This window comes from Gordonia sp. NPDC003950, from assembly GCF_053605205.1.
The window spans coordinates 199,667-213,678 of record NZ_JBSGIT010000008.1; the positions used below are offsets into that span (position 1 = coordinate 199,667).

11 protein-coding genes are annotated in these 14,012 nt (G+C 67.7%); 5 read left to right on the plus strand and 6 right to left on the minus strand.

What is annotated here, in order from left to right; translation table 11 throughout:
* Window positions 1-2 precede the first annotated feature (2 nt).
* A complete protein-coding gene (locus tag ACWETB_RS09545) occupies window positions 3-1,496 on the minus strand; it encodes an aldehyde dehydrogenase family protein (protein ID WP_452210800.1) in 1,494 nt (497 codons plus the stop codon).
* 252 nt (window positions 1,497-1,748) lie between these two features.
* On the opposite strand from ACWETB_RS09545, the gene ACWETB_RS09550 reads away from it, so the two are divergent.
* Entirely contained in the window at window positions 1,749-2,855 is a 1,107-nt protein-coding gene (locus ACWETB_RS09550) for an HPP family protein (RefSeq protein WP_452210802.1), read from the plus strand.
* A 19-nt stretch (window positions 2,856-2,874) separates the two neighbouring features.
* Here the strand turns inward: ACWETB_RS09550 and ACWETB_RS09555 are convergent, their stop codons facing one another.
* Window positions 2,875-4,437 (minus strand): helix-turn-helix domain-containing protein, encoded by a 1,563-nt coding sequence (locus tag ACWETB_RS09555; protein ID WP_452210804.1) that lies wholly within the window; start codon window positions 4,435-4,437, stop codon window positions 2,875-2,877.
* Window positions 4,438-4,747: 310 nt separating this feature from the next.
* Here ACWETB_RS09555 and ACWETB_RS09560 point away from each other — a divergent pair, with 310 nt between their 5' ends.
* Window positions 4,748-5,782, plus strand: a complete 1,035-nt coding sequence (locus ACWETB_RS09560; RefSeq protein WP_452210806.1) for a linear amide C-N hydrolase — start codon at window positions 4,748-4,750, stop codon at window positions 5,780-5,782.
* Between the two features lie 78 nt (window positions 5,783-5,860).
* Here ACWETB_RS09560 and ACWETB_RS09565 read toward each other — a convergent pair whose 3' ends face one another.
* From ACWETB_RS09565 to ACWETB_RS09575, 3 genes are read right to left on the minus strand one after another with little or no spacing between them, the layout of a single operon-like run.
* Complete coding sequence (locus tag ACWETB_RS09565) at window positions 5,861-6,382, minus strand: Rv2253 family sensor-like surface protein (RefSeq protein WP_452210808.1); 522 nt, start codon at window positions 6,380-6,382, stop codon at window positions 5,861-5,863.
* 55 nt (window positions 6,383-6,437) lie between these two features.
* Window positions 6,438-7,049: a Pr6Pr family membrane protein gene (locus tag ACWETB_RS09570; RefSeq protein WP_452210810.1), complete on the minus strand. Its 612-nt coding sequence runs from the start codon at window positions 7,047-7,049 to the stop codon at window positions 6,438-6,440.
* A gap of 43 nt (window positions 7,050-7,092) precedes the next feature.
* The gene (locus ACWETB_RS09575) at window positions 7,093-8,889 is read right to left on the minus strand and encodes a protein kinase domain-containing protein (RefSeq protein WP_449741310.1); all 1,797 of its coding nucleotides are present in this window, start codon (window positions 8,887-8,889) and stop codon (window positions 7,093-7,095) included.
* A 168-nt stretch (window positions 8,890-9,057) separates the two neighbouring features.
* Between ACWETB_RS09575 and ACWETB_RS09580 the strand changes: the two genes are divergently transcribed.
* Both ACWETB_RS09580 and ACWETB_RS09585 read left to right on the plus strand, forming a co-directional pair.
* Window positions 9,058-9,939 carry an exodeoxyribonuclease III gene (locus tag ACWETB_RS09580; protein WP_449741309.1) on the plus strand — a complete coding sequence of 294 codons (882 nt, stop codon included), beginning with the start codon at window positions 9,058-9,060 and terminating at the stop codon, window positions 9,937-9,939.
* A 94-nt stretch (window positions 9,940-10,033) separates the two neighbouring features.
* Window positions 10,034-11,908 (plus strand): pyruvate kinase, encoded by a 1,875-nt coding sequence (locus tag ACWETB_RS09585; protein ID WP_452210813.1) that lies wholly within the window; start codon window positions 10,034-10,036, stop codon window positions 11,906-11,908.
* A gap of 122 nt (window positions 11,909-12,030) precedes the next feature.
* On the opposite strand, the gene ACWETB_RS09590 is transcribed toward ACWETB_RS09585, so the two are convergent.
* Complete coding sequence (locus tag ACWETB_RS09590; protein ID WP_452210815.1) at window positions 12,031-13,023, minus strand: aldo/keto reductase; 993 nt, start codon at window positions 13,021-13,023, stop codon at window positions 12,031-12,033.
* Between the two features lie 206 nt (window positions 13,024-13,229).
* Here ACWETB_RS09590 and ACWETB_RS09595 point away from each other — a divergent pair, with 206 nt between their 5' ends.
* Window positions 13,230-13,988: an MFS transporter gene (locus ACWETB_RS09595; protein WP_452210817.1), complete on the plus strand. Its 759-nt coding sequence runs from the start codon at window positions 13,230-13,232 to the stop codon at window positions 13,986-13,988.
* The last annotated feature ends 24 nt before the right edge of the window (window positions 13,989-14,012 follow it).

Genomic DNA, 14,012 nt, shown 5'->3' on the forward strand with positions numbered 1-14,012 from the left:
TGTCAGAGTGCGATGTTGACGGCCTTGGTCTGGGTGTAGAGGTCGATCGCGGACGAACCGAGTTCGCGTCCCCACCCGGACTGCTTGTAGCCGCCGAACGGCATCGCGGTGTCGAAGCCGTTGTACTGGTTGACCCACACCGAGCCGGCCTTGATCTGCCGTGCCGTCTTGTGGGCCTTCGACAAATCCTGGGTCCAGATGCCCGCGGCGAGACCGTAGATCGAGTCGTTGGCCGCGGCGGCCACACCGGTGTCGGCGTCGAACGGCATCGCTGCGACGACCGGACCGAAGATCTCCTCCTCGACGATCGAGAAATGGGGTTCGACGTCGACGAAGACGGTCGGTTCGATGAAGAAACCCTCATCGCCCCAACGCTTTCCGCCGGTCAGGGCGCGGGCGCCGTCGGCCAGGCCGGCCGAGAGGTAGCCGGACACTCGGTCGAACTGTTCCTGGCTGACCAGCGGTCCGAGTTCGGTGGAGGGGTCGAGTCCGGGTCCGATCTTCGCCTGCGAGGCGGCCTCGGCGACGGCGGCGGTGAAGTCGTCGAAGATGGGACGTTCGACGAACAGCCGGGTGCCGGCCACACAGCACTGCCCGTGGTTGAACATCCAGGCGGCGACGGATCCGGCGACGGCCTTCTCGAAGTCGGCGTCGGCGAACACGATGTTGGGGCTCTTGCCGCCGAGTTCCAGCGACACCTTCTTGAGGTTGCCCTTGGCGGCGTCGACGATCTTCTTGCCGACCTCGGTCGATCCGGTGAAGGCGATCTTGTCGACGTCGTCGTGCGCCGACAGTGCGGCTCCGGCGTCGCCGAATCCGGTCACGATGTTGACGACCCCGGGCGGGAATCCGGCCTCCTGGAAGACCTCGCCGAGCAGCAGTGCCGTGAGTGGGGTCTGCTCGGCCGGCTTGAGGATGACGGTGTTGCCCGCAGCGAGCGCCGGAGCCAGCTTGAACGCGGCCATCAACAGTGGGAAGTTCCACGGCACGATCAGGCCGCACACGCCGACCGGCTCACGCAGGGTGTACGCGTGGAACTCGCCACCGGGGACGAAGGGCATCGACACGTCGACGGTGGAACCGGTGATCTTGGTGGCCAGGCCGGCGTTGTAGCGGAAGATGTCGGCCGACCAGGCGGTGTCGACGGCGGTGGCGATGGTCGCGGCCTTGCCGTTGTCGAGGGCCTCGAGCTGACCGAATTCCGCGGCCCGTTCGGTGAGGATGTCACCGACGCGCCACAGCAGCCGCTCGCGTTCGTTGGGCTTCATCCGCGACCACGGTCCGTCGAACGCCTCGCGCGCCGCGCGGACCGCACGGTCGACGTCCGCGGATCCGCCGTGGGCGACCGAGGTGGTGGTGCGGCCGTTGGCCGGATCGATCGTCTCGAAGGTCTGCCCCGACTCGGCCCACACCCATTCACCCCCGATCAGCATCTGCCGGTCGGTGGAAATGAAGTCCCGAACGCGGGGGAGAAGTTCGGTGGCGACGGCGGTCATGTGGCCTCCTGCTCGAATCGGACGATCAGTGATATGGGTCATAGATGCGGACCCGCTTCTATTTCTGCCATCGCATGAGTCCGACGGCGTGTGCAGAAACTGAACACCCCTGGTGAACAGCACGTCGGTCAATCCCCGTCGCTGACACCTCCCGTGCGGGCGCCGACGGCCGCCTCGTTAGCGTGAGACAGCCCCGAACCGCACACGCGAGGAGATCTCATGTCTCGAACGACTCGACGGGATGAGCGATTCATGAATCGCGTGCTGCGCGGATTGGGGCCCGCCAGCACGGCCGGATCGGTGCGGGAGGCACTGCGAGCCGGAGTGGGCGCCGTGCTCGGCCTCACCGTCGCCGGCGCCGTACTGGTGACATCCGGCGTCTCCCCGACACTCGGGTTCTTTCTGATCGCACCCTTCGGTGCGACGACCGTGCTGGTCTTCGCGGCACCGAACAGCCCGCTCGCGCAACCGTGGCCGACGGTGGTGGGCAGCTCACTGTCGGCGCTGGTCGGGGTGGCGATCACCCTGCTGGTCGACCCGGTGGTGCCGAGGGTGGCGCTGGCGGTGGGCCTGGCCATCGCGGTGATGATCGTCTGCCGCGCGGTCCATCCGCCGGCCGGGGCGGTGGCGATGAGCGCGGCCCTCGCGCCGGACACGATCCACCAGATCGGATACGAATTCGCCCTGGCGCCGGTGGCTCTCGGCTGTGGCCTGCTGGTGGTGGTCGCCGCGGTCTACGGCCGGCTGACGGGCCGTCCCTATCCGTTCCACCAGTTCGATCCGGTCCACGAATCCGACGAACGCGTCGGCCTCGACGAAGGCGATCTCACCGAGATCCTCGAGCGCTACCAGCAGTCGTTGAACCTCAGCGTCGCCGATCTGGCCCGACTCGTCGGGGCGGCCGAACAGCGGGCCGCCGGACATCTAGCCGAACCGGTGCATGCCGCCGACGTGATGTCGCGCGACCTGGTGACCGTCGCACCGGAGTCGCCGCACTCCGAACTCGCCGAACTGTTCCGCACGCACCGGTTCACCTCGCTGCCGGTGGTGCGCGCAGACGGCACTTTCGCCGGTGTCGTCTTCCAGATCGACCTCATCGAGTCCGTCGGTCTCGACCCGCGCCGGACCGGATCACCGTTGCGCCCGCGCCGACGCGGTGGTCCCGTCACCGCTGCCGACGTCATGACGGCCCACCTCCCGGTGGTCACCGCCGACACGCCGATCGCCGCGCTGCTGCCGCAGTTGTCCGATCACGGGGCGGATGCGGTCCCGGTCGTCGACGGTGACGAGATCGTCGGCATTGTGACCCAGACCGATCTGATCTCGGTGCTCGCCCGCCAGGCGATCGGCAACGGGTGAGGCGACTTCCGGGACGCGCTCAGATCCCGAGCGAGCGCATCCGGGCGTAGAGGGTGGTGCGGCTGATCCCGAGTTCCTTTGCCGCTCTGACCTTGTTGTGCTTGCACCGTTCCAGTGCCGCGATGATCGCCTGGCGTTCGGCCTGTTCCAATCCGGCCAGATGGGAAGCGCGGCTGATGGTTCGGTATCCGCGCGGCAGGTCGTTCTGTTCGACGGTGCGTGCCGACCGGGCGTGGCAGGCGGCCACCGCCTCGCCGAGGACGGTCACCAGTTCGGTCAGGTTGCCGGGCCACTCCTGACACAGCAGCGCGTCGGTGGCGGCGCTGGATAGTGTGGTCCCCGGCGCGAGATCGGTGACCATCCCCGAGGCGAGGGAGCCGAGTTCGGCGGTGCGTTGCCGCAGCGGTGGCAGCTCGATCCGTCGTGGACATTGGCCGAGCAATGCCGCCGCACCCGCGCCGATCTGCGAGGCGGGCCCGGTCACCACGACGACCGGCGTGAGTGCCCGCCCGGCGGCGTGGCGTAGCAGCGACAACGAGCGGTCATCGAGCAACTCTGCACCATCGATGACCAGCGCGGTCCGACGTTCTCGTGCGCGGGCCAGCAGAACCGTGACATCGGGTGCCGCCCCCTCGATGAGTGACTCGGCGATATCGACGACGACCGGTGCGGACGAACCGCCGCCGAGTTCGGTTGCCACCGCGACCGCCTCGGTGCTGCGCCCCGTGCCGGGTTCCCCGGTGACCGCGACGGCGCCGCTCGTGTGCGGGCGGGTGTGCGTGACCCGGGTGGGCGCGTCACCGGCGAGATGCGGCCGCAGGAAGAACAGGGCCGCGCCGCGGGTTCCGGGCACCGGTTCGACCAGGATGTCGACGGCGGTACCGGCACTCAACGTCAGCGCCAGGCTCGTCTCGTGCAGCGCCGGATCGGCCAGAACCGCCCGCAACGCGCCGATGTCGGCGGCCGAGAGCAGCTCGGCGGCAAGGGTGTTGGTGAGTTGCAGGTCGTCGCCGAGGGCCGCGACAGCGATGTCGCGGCGCGGCGCGGCGCGCTGAAAGGCATCGAGCACCCGGCGCTGGTGGGCGCGGGACCGGTCCAGCAGGCGGTCGGCGATATCGGCGACGATGCCGGTCACGAACGGAACGGCGAGCGGGTTGGCCTTCTCGTTGACCTCGGTCATGCACAGGCTGCCGACGAGGCGTCGGGTCGCCGGATGGATGATCGGCTGGCCGAAACAGCTGAGCCGTTTGAACTTCTCCAGATAGTGCTCGGAGCCGTTGATCATCACGCCGCGGCGTATCTCGGCGGGGGTGCCGAGTGCGGTGGTGCCGACCGATGATTCGGCGAACGGCACCCCGTGGGCCGCACCGGCATCGTCGAGCACCCGCTCGATCGTCGAGCCGGCGGTGACCCGGGAGATCATCCGGCACTCGTGGTCGACGAGCAACAGCGACATCTCGCTACCGGCGATCCGTCCCGCGGCCTCGTCGAGCACCGGTCGGGCCGCGTCGAGCAGCGGATCGGCCGAGGAGATGTCGACCGGGTCGGGAAGTGCATCGTTGTCGGGACGGATCCCGGACATGGCCGAACGGCGCCACGATGCGGCGATGACCTGGCGGCGGGGGGCGTGCGTGGACCCGGTTGATGTGTTGATGGTCACACGATGGCACAGATCCGGTGGTCGGCGAAAGTCTGCAGCCGGACTCGCCTGACCACGTGACATTCCGCGGTGCCGTGCGAAGCCGAGGCCATTCTTGTGCCGACATGTCGCGAACCTGTGCCCAGTTCTCGGCGAGTGACACGCGCTCGGCCGGACATCCGGTGGAATTGAATACGGCGTCCGCTCGGTCGGACACGAGATACCAAGAAAGAACGACGATGGGAGCATGCGGATGTGCACAGGAATCAGGGTTACCGCCACGAACGGGGACATCTTCTTCGGGCGGACGATGGATCTGGACATCCCGATGTTCGGCACGCCGGCCGGGATGCCCGCCGAGCTCGACAATCTGGTCACCATCTCGACCTTCCCGGCCAACATCGAGATGCAGAGCCCGCTGACGTCGTGGACCAGCAAGTACGCCACCATGGGGACGGGTGTCAAAGGCACAACCGTCCTCTTCGACGGCATCAACGAGAAGGGACTCGCCGGTGACCTCCAGGTCCTGATGGAGTGCACCAAGGGATCGGCCGACGACATCGCGGCGCGCGGGCAGACCGCAGTCCTCGGCGAGGAGTTCGTCAGCTACATCCTCTCCCAGTTCGCCTCCGTCGCGGAGATCCGGGACAAGTACGCCACGTTCGCGCTCGTTGATCAGCCTTTCGAAGCCCTTGGTCAGAAGATCGCCTTCCCGCTACATTTCAGCTTCGTCGACACCACCGGTGACGGCATCGTGCTCGAGCCGGTCGACGACGGAGCATTGAAGATCTACGACTACGCGGGCGTCATGACCAACAGCCCCGAATACGACTGGCACCTGATCAACATCCGCAACTACCTCGGCCTGTCGAACGTCGACCCCACGGCCGCCACCACACTGCCCACCGGCTACGAACTGCAGCTCATCGAAGGCGGTACGGGTTTCGGGATGTTCGGTCTGCCCGGCGATTACACCTCACCGTCGCGGATGGTGCGCGCCTTGAACCTCGCCGCCTACCTCAAACCATTCGGCCGGGAGAAGGGAATCTCCCAGCTATATGCCGCCTTCCGCACCGTGATCATCCCGCCCGGACTCGAGCACAAGGGCGACATCAACACGTGGAGCGACTTCTCGCGGTACTGGTCCGGCTATGACCTCACCGAGCGAACCGTGTTCGTCCAGACCGGGGAGGGCCTGGCCATCACGTCCAAGAAACTGGATACCTCGGTGACCAGCCCCACCTATGACGCCATCGATACCTCGGATTACGTTCACACCGTGAACTGAGTCCGGCGCACGTTGTCGCACAGGCAATCACCAGCGCCGGCGGAGCGCTGGTGATTTCGCGTTGACGCCGGTGATCGGTCAGCTGATCTTCACGGCGGTCATGTTCCAGGCGACCGTCCCATTGCACGGTCCGCCGCTGATCGTGGTCGTCCACCGGCCGGTCATGCTGGTGCCCGATTGTGGGGTGAAGTACTGCGTGGAACGTGCGGGCTTCCACACCTTGGCGGCACCGGGCTGGTAGCAGTCCCACTGCCAGGAGAAGTCGCGTTGCCAGCGGGAGCCGGTCCACCGGTACGACGGCGGCCAGGGCACCGTCGGATTGGACGATACGGGCCCGCCGGTGACGGTCGCGGTGCACCCGAACCACGAACATGACGTCGAGAAGGTGTAGGTGGCCGAGAAGTCGGGTTCGGCCTGACGGGCTGCGAGGCTGGTCCCCGTCTTGCCGGACGCCAGCGAGGTGATCTTCCAGGTCCCGGTCCAGCGCGGTGTCGCGGCGTCGGCGGCCGTGGGTGGTACCGCGAGGGCGAGGATCATCGCGGCCGCGATACCGACGAGGACGGACAGGGCTCCGCGATGAGTCCGAATCGAGATAGACATGTGACGAGTATCACACTTTATGAACCGCAATACTCGATTTTGTGACGGGTTGCCCTCACCAGGGAGATCGCCGGGTGCCCAGCCAGAACACCGCGAACGACAATCCGGCCATACCCACGAAGACGATCACGATCGAAACGGTCATCGAGAGATATCCCTGCGAGCGCGGGTCGATGAACGGGTACGGATACCAGTCGACAAAGGGGCCGCGAGTCAAGGTGTACACGCCGTAGACGAGTGGGATCAGCAGCCACGTCCACCAGCTGTGACCGGGAAGGCGACGCGGCCGGATCACCGCCCAGTCGAGGAGGAGAAGTACCGGTAGTAGCCGGTGCGGGACGTCGTTGATCCACTCGGTGTTGACGTTGACATCGATGTTGGACAACAGCAGCGCGTACACGATCCCGGTGATCGCCATGCAGGTGGTCACCGCACCCCGAATCCATTGCCATGCCGGCGAATCCGGTGCCGCGAGGGCACCGACGGCCAGGACTGCGACGGCCGCGACATTCGACAGCACCGTGAAATAGCTGAAGTAGTTGGCGAGGGTGAAACCGGGCACGTCGGCCTGCTCGAACGGCAGGATGATGAGCGCGGCGGCGCCGAGCCCGGCGGCGGCCAGACGCAGTAGGCGAACCCACCAGAGTTGTTCGGAGACACGGGACATGGCGTCGATCCTGCCATGGGTGGGAGCCGGGATCCGTGTCGCCTCAGCGTCGCGCGCCGTGCCGCGACGAGCGCCGCATCACCCCGGCCGCAATCGCCGCGAGGGCCGCGACCCCGGCCGCGCCGCCGACGATCCACAGTCCGGGTCCGACGGTCGTGGTGTCCAGCCACTGCGAATACGGCGCGATGTCCGGATCGGTCGAGGCGACCGCGGCCCACGGGTCGCCGACCGCCCGTGCGGTGACGAAGCCCGCCACCGCTGCGGCGACCACGCTCGCGATGGAGCCGAACAGGGAGATCGGCCGCACGCAGATCATCACCGCGGTCACGACCAGTACGGCCCCGCAGATGGCGGTGATCATGCCGGGTGCGGCGTAGTTGGCGGTGGCCAGCTCGTCGAGGCTGCCCGCGCTGTCGCCGACGGTCGCCGCGCCGTGTCCGGAGATCGCGTAGCTGCGGCGTAGCCCGGCTTGGTCGGTGAAGGCGACGCTCACCCACACGAGCCGACTCGCGACGATCATCGCCACACCGGCCAGCGCGACGATCGCCGCGAACACGATCGCGGCGACCGAAGAGCGCGCCGACGACGGGTTGGTCGGGGCCGGTGCATCGGGGACGGCGGGGGTCGGAGCGCTCGGGTTGCTCGACGCGGCGACGGTGTGGGCGTGCGCCGGGTCGCGGCGTGCGTCGGTGAGGGCGCTGTAGGCCTGCGAGGGGCCCGACCCCGGACCGGTGCCGAAGGCGTGTGCGGTGCGTTGGGGCGGAACGGGAGTCACCGGTCGGGACGGGCGCACCGGAGGTCGCGGTGGACCGCCCGCCGCCCGCCGGGTGGGGTCGGTGGTCGGCGGGGGCTCGGCGAACCCGGGCGCGCCGGTGACCGGAAAGGACTCCGGGTGCTGCGGCGCGCGGGACCAAAACTGTCCCGGGATCGGTTGTGTGCGTGACCGATTCGCCGCTGTGACCGGGTTTGTCGGTGGGGTGGGTGCCAGTGCCGTCGCCGCGGTATGCGGGTCGGGAACGGCGAGCACCGAGATGAATTCGTCCGCGAGAGTTCGGCAATCGGGATAGCGGCCGACAGGGGCCTTGGCCAGCGCGGTGGCGAACACCTGGTCGAAGGCGGCGAGTTCCGGACGTGTGTCGGCGATGCGTGGAATGGGTCGGCTCACATGGGCGAGCATCAGCGCCGGGATCGATCCGGCCGTGAATGGTGGTGTCCCGGTGAGGAGTTGGTAGGCGGTGCACGCGAGGGAGTACTGGTCGGAGCGGTCGGTCGCGGGAGCGCCCTCGATGATCTCCGGCGCGCAATAGGACAGCGTGCCCACCACCGCATTCGATGCGGTCAGCGAGGTTCCCGGCGAATTCGCCAGTTTCGCGATGCCGAAGTCGAGGACGACGACCCGGTCGATGACGCCGTCGGCGGTGCGGGTGAGCATGATGTTGGCGGGTTTGATGTCGCGGTGGACCACCCCGTGACCGTGCGCGTAGTCCAAGGCGTCGGCCACCCGGGAGACCACCTCGCCGACCTCCGGCGGGGTCAGATCCGCGGTGGTCAGATCGTCGCCGTCGATGTAGCTCATCGAGAACCACGGGGTGTCCTCGGCGATGCCGAAATCGTGGATGGTGATGATGGCCGGATGCTCGAGTGTCGCGGTGGTGCGGGCCTCGTTGGTGAATCGGCGGGCGAATTCCTCGTTGCCGGCTCCGGCCAGCGAGATCACCTTGAGGGCCTGCCGGCGCAGCAGATGCGGGTGTTCGACGAGGTACACCTGCCCCATTCCGCCCGCACCCAACGTGGAGATGACGGTGTATCCGGCGAAGGTCGATCCGGCCCGCAGTGTCATGGCCACGCCCCTGGCTGTTCGGTGATGGCGGCGTCGGTGTTGGTGGCGTCGGTGTTGGTGGCTTCTGGCCAACCATGGCACATCGCCGATGGCGATGCCATCGACATTCATCTGTTTGACACCCACTGGCGGAATGGCTCGGCGACACGCCCTACTACCGTGGTGCCCATGCGTGTGGCCACCTGGAACGTCAACTCGGTCAAGCAACGGATCCCGCGACTGCTGCCGTGGCTCGACGAACGCGCACCCGACGTGGTGTGCCTGCAGGAGACGAAGCTCTCCGACGACGTCTTCGATACCGTCCTCGGACCCGAATTCACCGACCGAGGTTACGAATTCGCGCACGTCGGACAGGGGCAGTGGAACGGCGTGGCGATCCTGTCGCGGGTCGGCCTCGAGGATGTGCGTCGCGGTTTCGACGGTGCCCCCGGCTATCCGGAACCCGACTCGGCGCCGGAGGCGCGCGCGGTGTCGGCTGTCTGCGGGGGAGTGCGCATCTATTCCCTCTACGTGCCCAACGGCCGCGAGCCCGATTCCGATCACTATCACTACAAGCTCGCGTGGCTGGCCCGGCTGCGGGAGGTTGTCCGACCGGAGGCGGCCGGATCGGTGCTGTGCGGCGATATCAACATCGCCCCCGCCGACGCCGACGTCTACGACCCGCGGGCGTATGAGGGCCACACCCACGTCACCGTGCCGGAGCGGTCGGCGCTGGCCGATCTCGAGGCGGTCGGCCTCACCGACGTGGTCCGCGCGCGCTGGCCGCACGACCGCGTCTTCAGCTACTGGGATTACCGCGCCGGGATGTTCCACAAGGACCTCGGCATGCGGATCGACCTCATCCTCGCCGGCGCCGACACCGCCGACCGGGTGGCGGCGGCCTGGGTCGATCGCGCAGCGCGTAAGGGCACCAAACCCAGCGACCACGCGCCGGTCATCGTCGATCTCGATGACGCGCCCGACGGGGACATCGGTCCGATGGTGCCGCCGCCGTCGAATCCGGCGAAGCGGGGCGCGTCGAAGGTGAAGCTGCCGCAGTCGAAGGACTGACGATCTCCCACGAAAGACCATCGTCGACGAGGTCGCACCAAGAGTTCATCGTCGTCGGATGGCCGGGTTCTCCGCTGGTCAGTACCCTCGCGGCATGACGGTGCGTGAGGGCGGCGAGACGACGCCGGACGTCGATTCCGACGGCGGGGCGCGGCGGCGCGAGTTGGCCCGGCTGCGTGATCGGCTCACCGCGCTTCACCACGACGCGAAAGCCGCCGAAGCGGCTGCATCCGAAGCGATTTCGGCGGTACATCCGTCCCATCGGGAGAGTGCGGCCAACATCGTGCACTACTGCGCGCTGCGGGCCCACGATCTGCGCGATCTGCAGATGGATCTGTCGGCCCAGGGCCTGTCGTCGCTGGGCCGGATGGAGGAGGGGGTGCTACGCAACCTGGATGCGGTCATCCGCATCCTCGACGACGCACTGGGTGATTCGGGTCCGGCCGCCGGCGACGTCGAGCCGGGTGGCCACCATCCGCTCGCCGAGAACGCGGTGACCCTGCTGGGCCCGTCACCGGCCGGCCGGCCGACGCGCATCATGGTGACGATGCCGTCGGAGGCCGCGGCCGACGTCGACATCGCGGCGCGGTGCGCGACCGCCGGAATGGACCTGGCCCGCATCAACTGCGCCCACGACGATCCGGCCGACTGGCGGTCGATGGCCGCCCACGTGCGCGCCGCGCGCGCCGACATCCGGGTGGCGATGGACCTGGCCGGACCCAAGCTGCGCACCGGGCCCATCGCCGCGGGACCGCAGGTGCTCAAGGTGCGTCCGACGCGCAATCTGCTCGGCGAGGTCCTGGTACCGGCCCGGGTGTGGGTCGGCGACGCGCCCATCCGGTCGGAGGTCCGTGACGCGGTCCCGATCGGTGATCCGGCCTGGCTGGCGGCGCGGTCGGTCGATGACGAGGTGCGACTCATCGACGCCCGCGGCCGGCGCCGGGTGCTGCGGGTCGCCGAGATCACCTCGAGCGGCGTGCTGCTGGGCACCGATCGCACCATGTACCTGACCCCGGGACTGAGACTGTGGTCCGGCGACGGACCGACCACACAGATCGGGGCGTTGCCCCCGGTGCCGCAGGCCCTGCGCGTCTTCGCCGGCGACACCATCACGCTGACCGCCGATCTGACCCCGGTGTCGCCCACCGACGACGGACACCACCGAATCGGCTGCACGTTGCCGGAGGTGTTCGCCTCGGTGTGTGAGGGGGATCGCATCTTTTTCGACGACGGCAAGATCGGCGGCCTCGTCTCGTCGACGTCGGATGCCTCGTCGAAATCTGGTGCCTTCCGGCCGGGGGAGGCCGCCGAGATCGTCGTCGAGCTGACGCGAGCCGGATTGAGCGGAACCAAACTGCGCGAGGCCAAGGGGATCAACCTGCCCGACACCGAACTGCCGACCACAGCCCTGACCACCGACGATCTCGACGCGCTGACCACGGTCGTCGACATCGCGGATCTGGTGAATCTGTCCTTCGTGCGCAGCGCCGACGACGTCGCCGACATGCAGACGCATCTGGCCGAGCTCGACGCCGACGATCTCGGGCTGGTGGTCAAGATCGAGACGATGGCGTGCGTGAAGGCCCTGCCGTCGGTGTTGCTGCAACTGTTGCGTACCCGGCGGGTGGGCGTGATGATCGCGCGCGGCGATCTGGCGGTGGAGGCCGGTTTCGAGCGGCTCGCGGAGGTGCAGGAGGAGATCCTCTGGTTGTGTGAGGCCGCGCATGTGCCGGTCATCTGGGCCACCGAGGTGCTCGATCATCTCGCCGACACCGGATTGCCCACCCGCGCCGAGATCACCGACGCCGCCACCGGTAATCGGGCCGAATGCGTGATGCTCAACAAGGGGCCGCACATCGTCGAGGCGATCGGATCGCTGGACCGGATTCTGTCCCGGATGACCCGGCACATCGACAAGAAGCGACCGCTGCTCGGGCGGATGTCGGCGTGGGCGCCGCGGGTCGACTGAACGTCGCTTCTCCTACGATTCCGCCGATACCGAAGCCACCGACGCAGCTTGCGAGTGGGCGGTTGCCGACCGCGGATAATCGATCGATGAGGCGAGAGTGAAACCGACTGGGCAAGAACCGATCAGGCACCTGCCTTGGCATCGGCCGCGGTTGAGCTCGCTGTGTCGAGAGCTGTTCTCAATGCGTCATCGAGTGTGATCGTATCGGCCTGACAGAGCCGGACCAGCTTCTCCGGAGAGCTGGTGCCCACCACCACCGCACCAACGTGGGGTCGGTCGAGGAGCCAGGCGATCGACAGCACCGCAGGGTCCAACGAATACTCGCAGGCGATATCGGTGATCCGCTCGCCCAGCGATCGTTGGGTGGCGGTGAATCCGGAACCGCCCCAGCGTGATTCACCGGCGTACTCGGCCGTCATCGCCGCCCGCCCGGCCAAGAGACCCCCGGCCAGCGGAGAGTACGCGACCAGTGATCCCGAAAGTTGGTCGGCGGCGCTGCAGACCCCATTGGTCTCGACACCACGTGCGGCCAGGCTGTATCGCACCTGATTGCACATCGGCCGATGATGGGCGGCAGACGCCGCCGAGGTCCACTGTTGTCCGGAGTGATTGGAGACGGCCCACTCCCTGATGAGACCTTCGCGGACCAGATCATCGAAGGCCCCGGCGGTCTCGTCGACGGGCGTTCCCGGATCGGGATGGTGGGCATAGTACAGATCGATCCGGTCGGTCTGCAGTCGGCGCAGACTCTCGGTGAGCTGGGCACGGATGTGCGCCGGGCTCAGATTCGTGGTGAACGGTCCGCGGGCGCGTTGCTCGCCGAGGGGTTCACCCACCTTGCTGGCGATGCACACGCTGTCTCTGACCCCGTGCAGTGCGCGGCCGAGGATCTCCTCGGCCGAGGACCTCTCGAGGTGACCGGCGACCCCCGGGCGATCAAACTCGCGTTGGTTGCCGTAGGAATCGGCGGTATCGAAGACGGTGATGCCGAGATCGAGCGCGCGAGAGACCAGGGCGGTGGCAGCCTCGGCGGTCGGAGAGATTCCGAAAGTTGCGGTACCCAGGTGGATCCGGGAGGTCTCCTCGCCGAGAACGACCCCCGTGGTCTTGTGCATATGTGGTGTTCCTTCTGCCGACGATGTCGAGGTATGCGCCGAGAATAGCCTCAGCCCAACATATTTCGCGATGCGGCAAGCAGGCTTGGGCCAAAGATACCCACAATGAGGGATTGGTGGGCCGGTGCGCGCGATGATGAACTCGCATAGTGACGAACGAAACGATGGCGGCATGAATCCACCGTCGTCATGAATCCACTGTCGTCATGAATCTTCCGTCGGCCGGTGGCCGTTCCGCTGCATCTGTGGCCGTGCTCTGCGGTGCGGGGCTGGTGCCCTCCCTGCTGGCCACCGCCCCCATTCCGGTCCTGGCCGAGCTCGCCGCCGTGCTCGGCAGCGACAGTGACTCGGCCTCTTGGATTTTGACGGCCATGTTTGTCTCGGCCGCGGTGACCACTCCCATCGCCGGTCGTGCCGCCGACCTTTACGGGGGGCGCCGTGTACTGCTGGTCACCACGGCGCTGGTCACTCTCGGGTCGGTGATCTGTGCCGTTGCCGATGCCCTGCCGATGATGGCCGTCGGCCGGGCCATGACCGGTGCGGGTGCCGGCGCCATTCCGGTGGGTATCGGACTGATGCGGGTGGTGGTGGGCCCCGCGGCACTACGAATGGGAACGGCCGCCATGTCGGTCACGGTGGGCGTCGGTGGCGCCTTGGCGTTGCCGGTCTCGGCGGTACTTGCCCGATGTGGTGGACCGCAGCTGATCTTCTGGGTCGCGGCCGGGGTGGGGCTGTGTCTGTTCTGCGGAATTGTCGGCTTGATCCCAGTTGATCCGCCCCGCCCGGTTCGCCGGCAGCGATTCGATGTCGCGGGTGCCCTCGGACTGGTGGTCACGCTGCCGCTCCTTCTGGTGGTGCCGGCACGGCTGCCCTACTGGGGAGTGCTCACGGTGCCTGATCCACCCCGGCTTTTCCGGAGAGCTCAGGTTGTGAGTGCCCCCTCCGGATTGAGGGTGCGCATGTGATCGTAATGGAGTCGCTCAGCGTGG

What these genes read in the sequence shown, in the direction of transcription:
- ACWETB_RS09595 (WP_452210817.1), top strand. Translation starts at nt 13,230, where the DNA reads ATGAATCTTCCGTCGGCCGGTGGCCGTTCCGCTGCATCTGTGGCCGTG.
- ACWETB_RS09560 (WP_452210806.1), top strand. Translation starts at nt 4,748, where the DNA reads ATGTGCACAGGAATCAGGGTTACCGCCACGAACGGGGACATCTTCTTC.
- ACWETB_RS09580 (WP_449741309.1), top strand. Translation starts at nt 9,058, where the DNA reads ATGCGTGTGGCCACCTGGAACGTCAACTCGGTCAAGCAACGGATCCCG.
- ACWETB_RS09565 (WP_452210808.1), bottom strand. Translation starts at nt 6,382, where the DNA reads ATGTCTATCTCGATTCGGACTCATCGCGGAGCCCTGTCCGTCCTCGTC.
- ACWETB_RS09585 (WP_452210813.1), top strand. Translation starts at nt 10,034, where the DNA reads ATGACGGTGCGTGAGGGCGGCGAGACGACGCCGGACGTCGATTCCGAC.
- ACWETB_RS09575 (WP_449741310.1), bottom strand. Translation starts at nt 8,889, where the DNA reads ATGACACTGCGGGCCGGATCGACCTTCGCCGGATACACCGTCATCTCC.
- ACWETB_RS09570 (WP_452210810.1), bottom strand. Translation starts at nt 7,049, where the DNA reads ATGTCCCGTGTCTCCGAACAACTCTGGTGGGTTCGCCTACTGCGTCTG.
- ACWETB_RS09590 (WP_452210815.1), bottom strand. Translation starts at nt 13,023, where the DNA reads ATGCACAAGACCACGGGGGTCGTTCTCGGCGAGGAGACCTCCCGGATC.
- ACWETB_RS09545 (WP_452210800.1), bottom strand. Translation starts at nt 1,496, where the DNA reads ATGACCGCCGTCGCCACCGAACTTCTCCCCCGCGTTCGGGACTTCATT.
- ACWETB_RS09555 (WP_452210804.1), bottom strand. Translation starts at nt 4,437, where the DNA reads ATGTCCGGGATCCGTCCCGACAACGATGCACTTCCCGACCCGGTCGAC.
- ACWETB_RS09550 (WP_452210802.1), top strand. Translation starts at nt 1,749, where the DNA reads ATGAATCGCGTGCTGCGCGGATTGGGGCCCGCCAGCACGGCCGGATCG.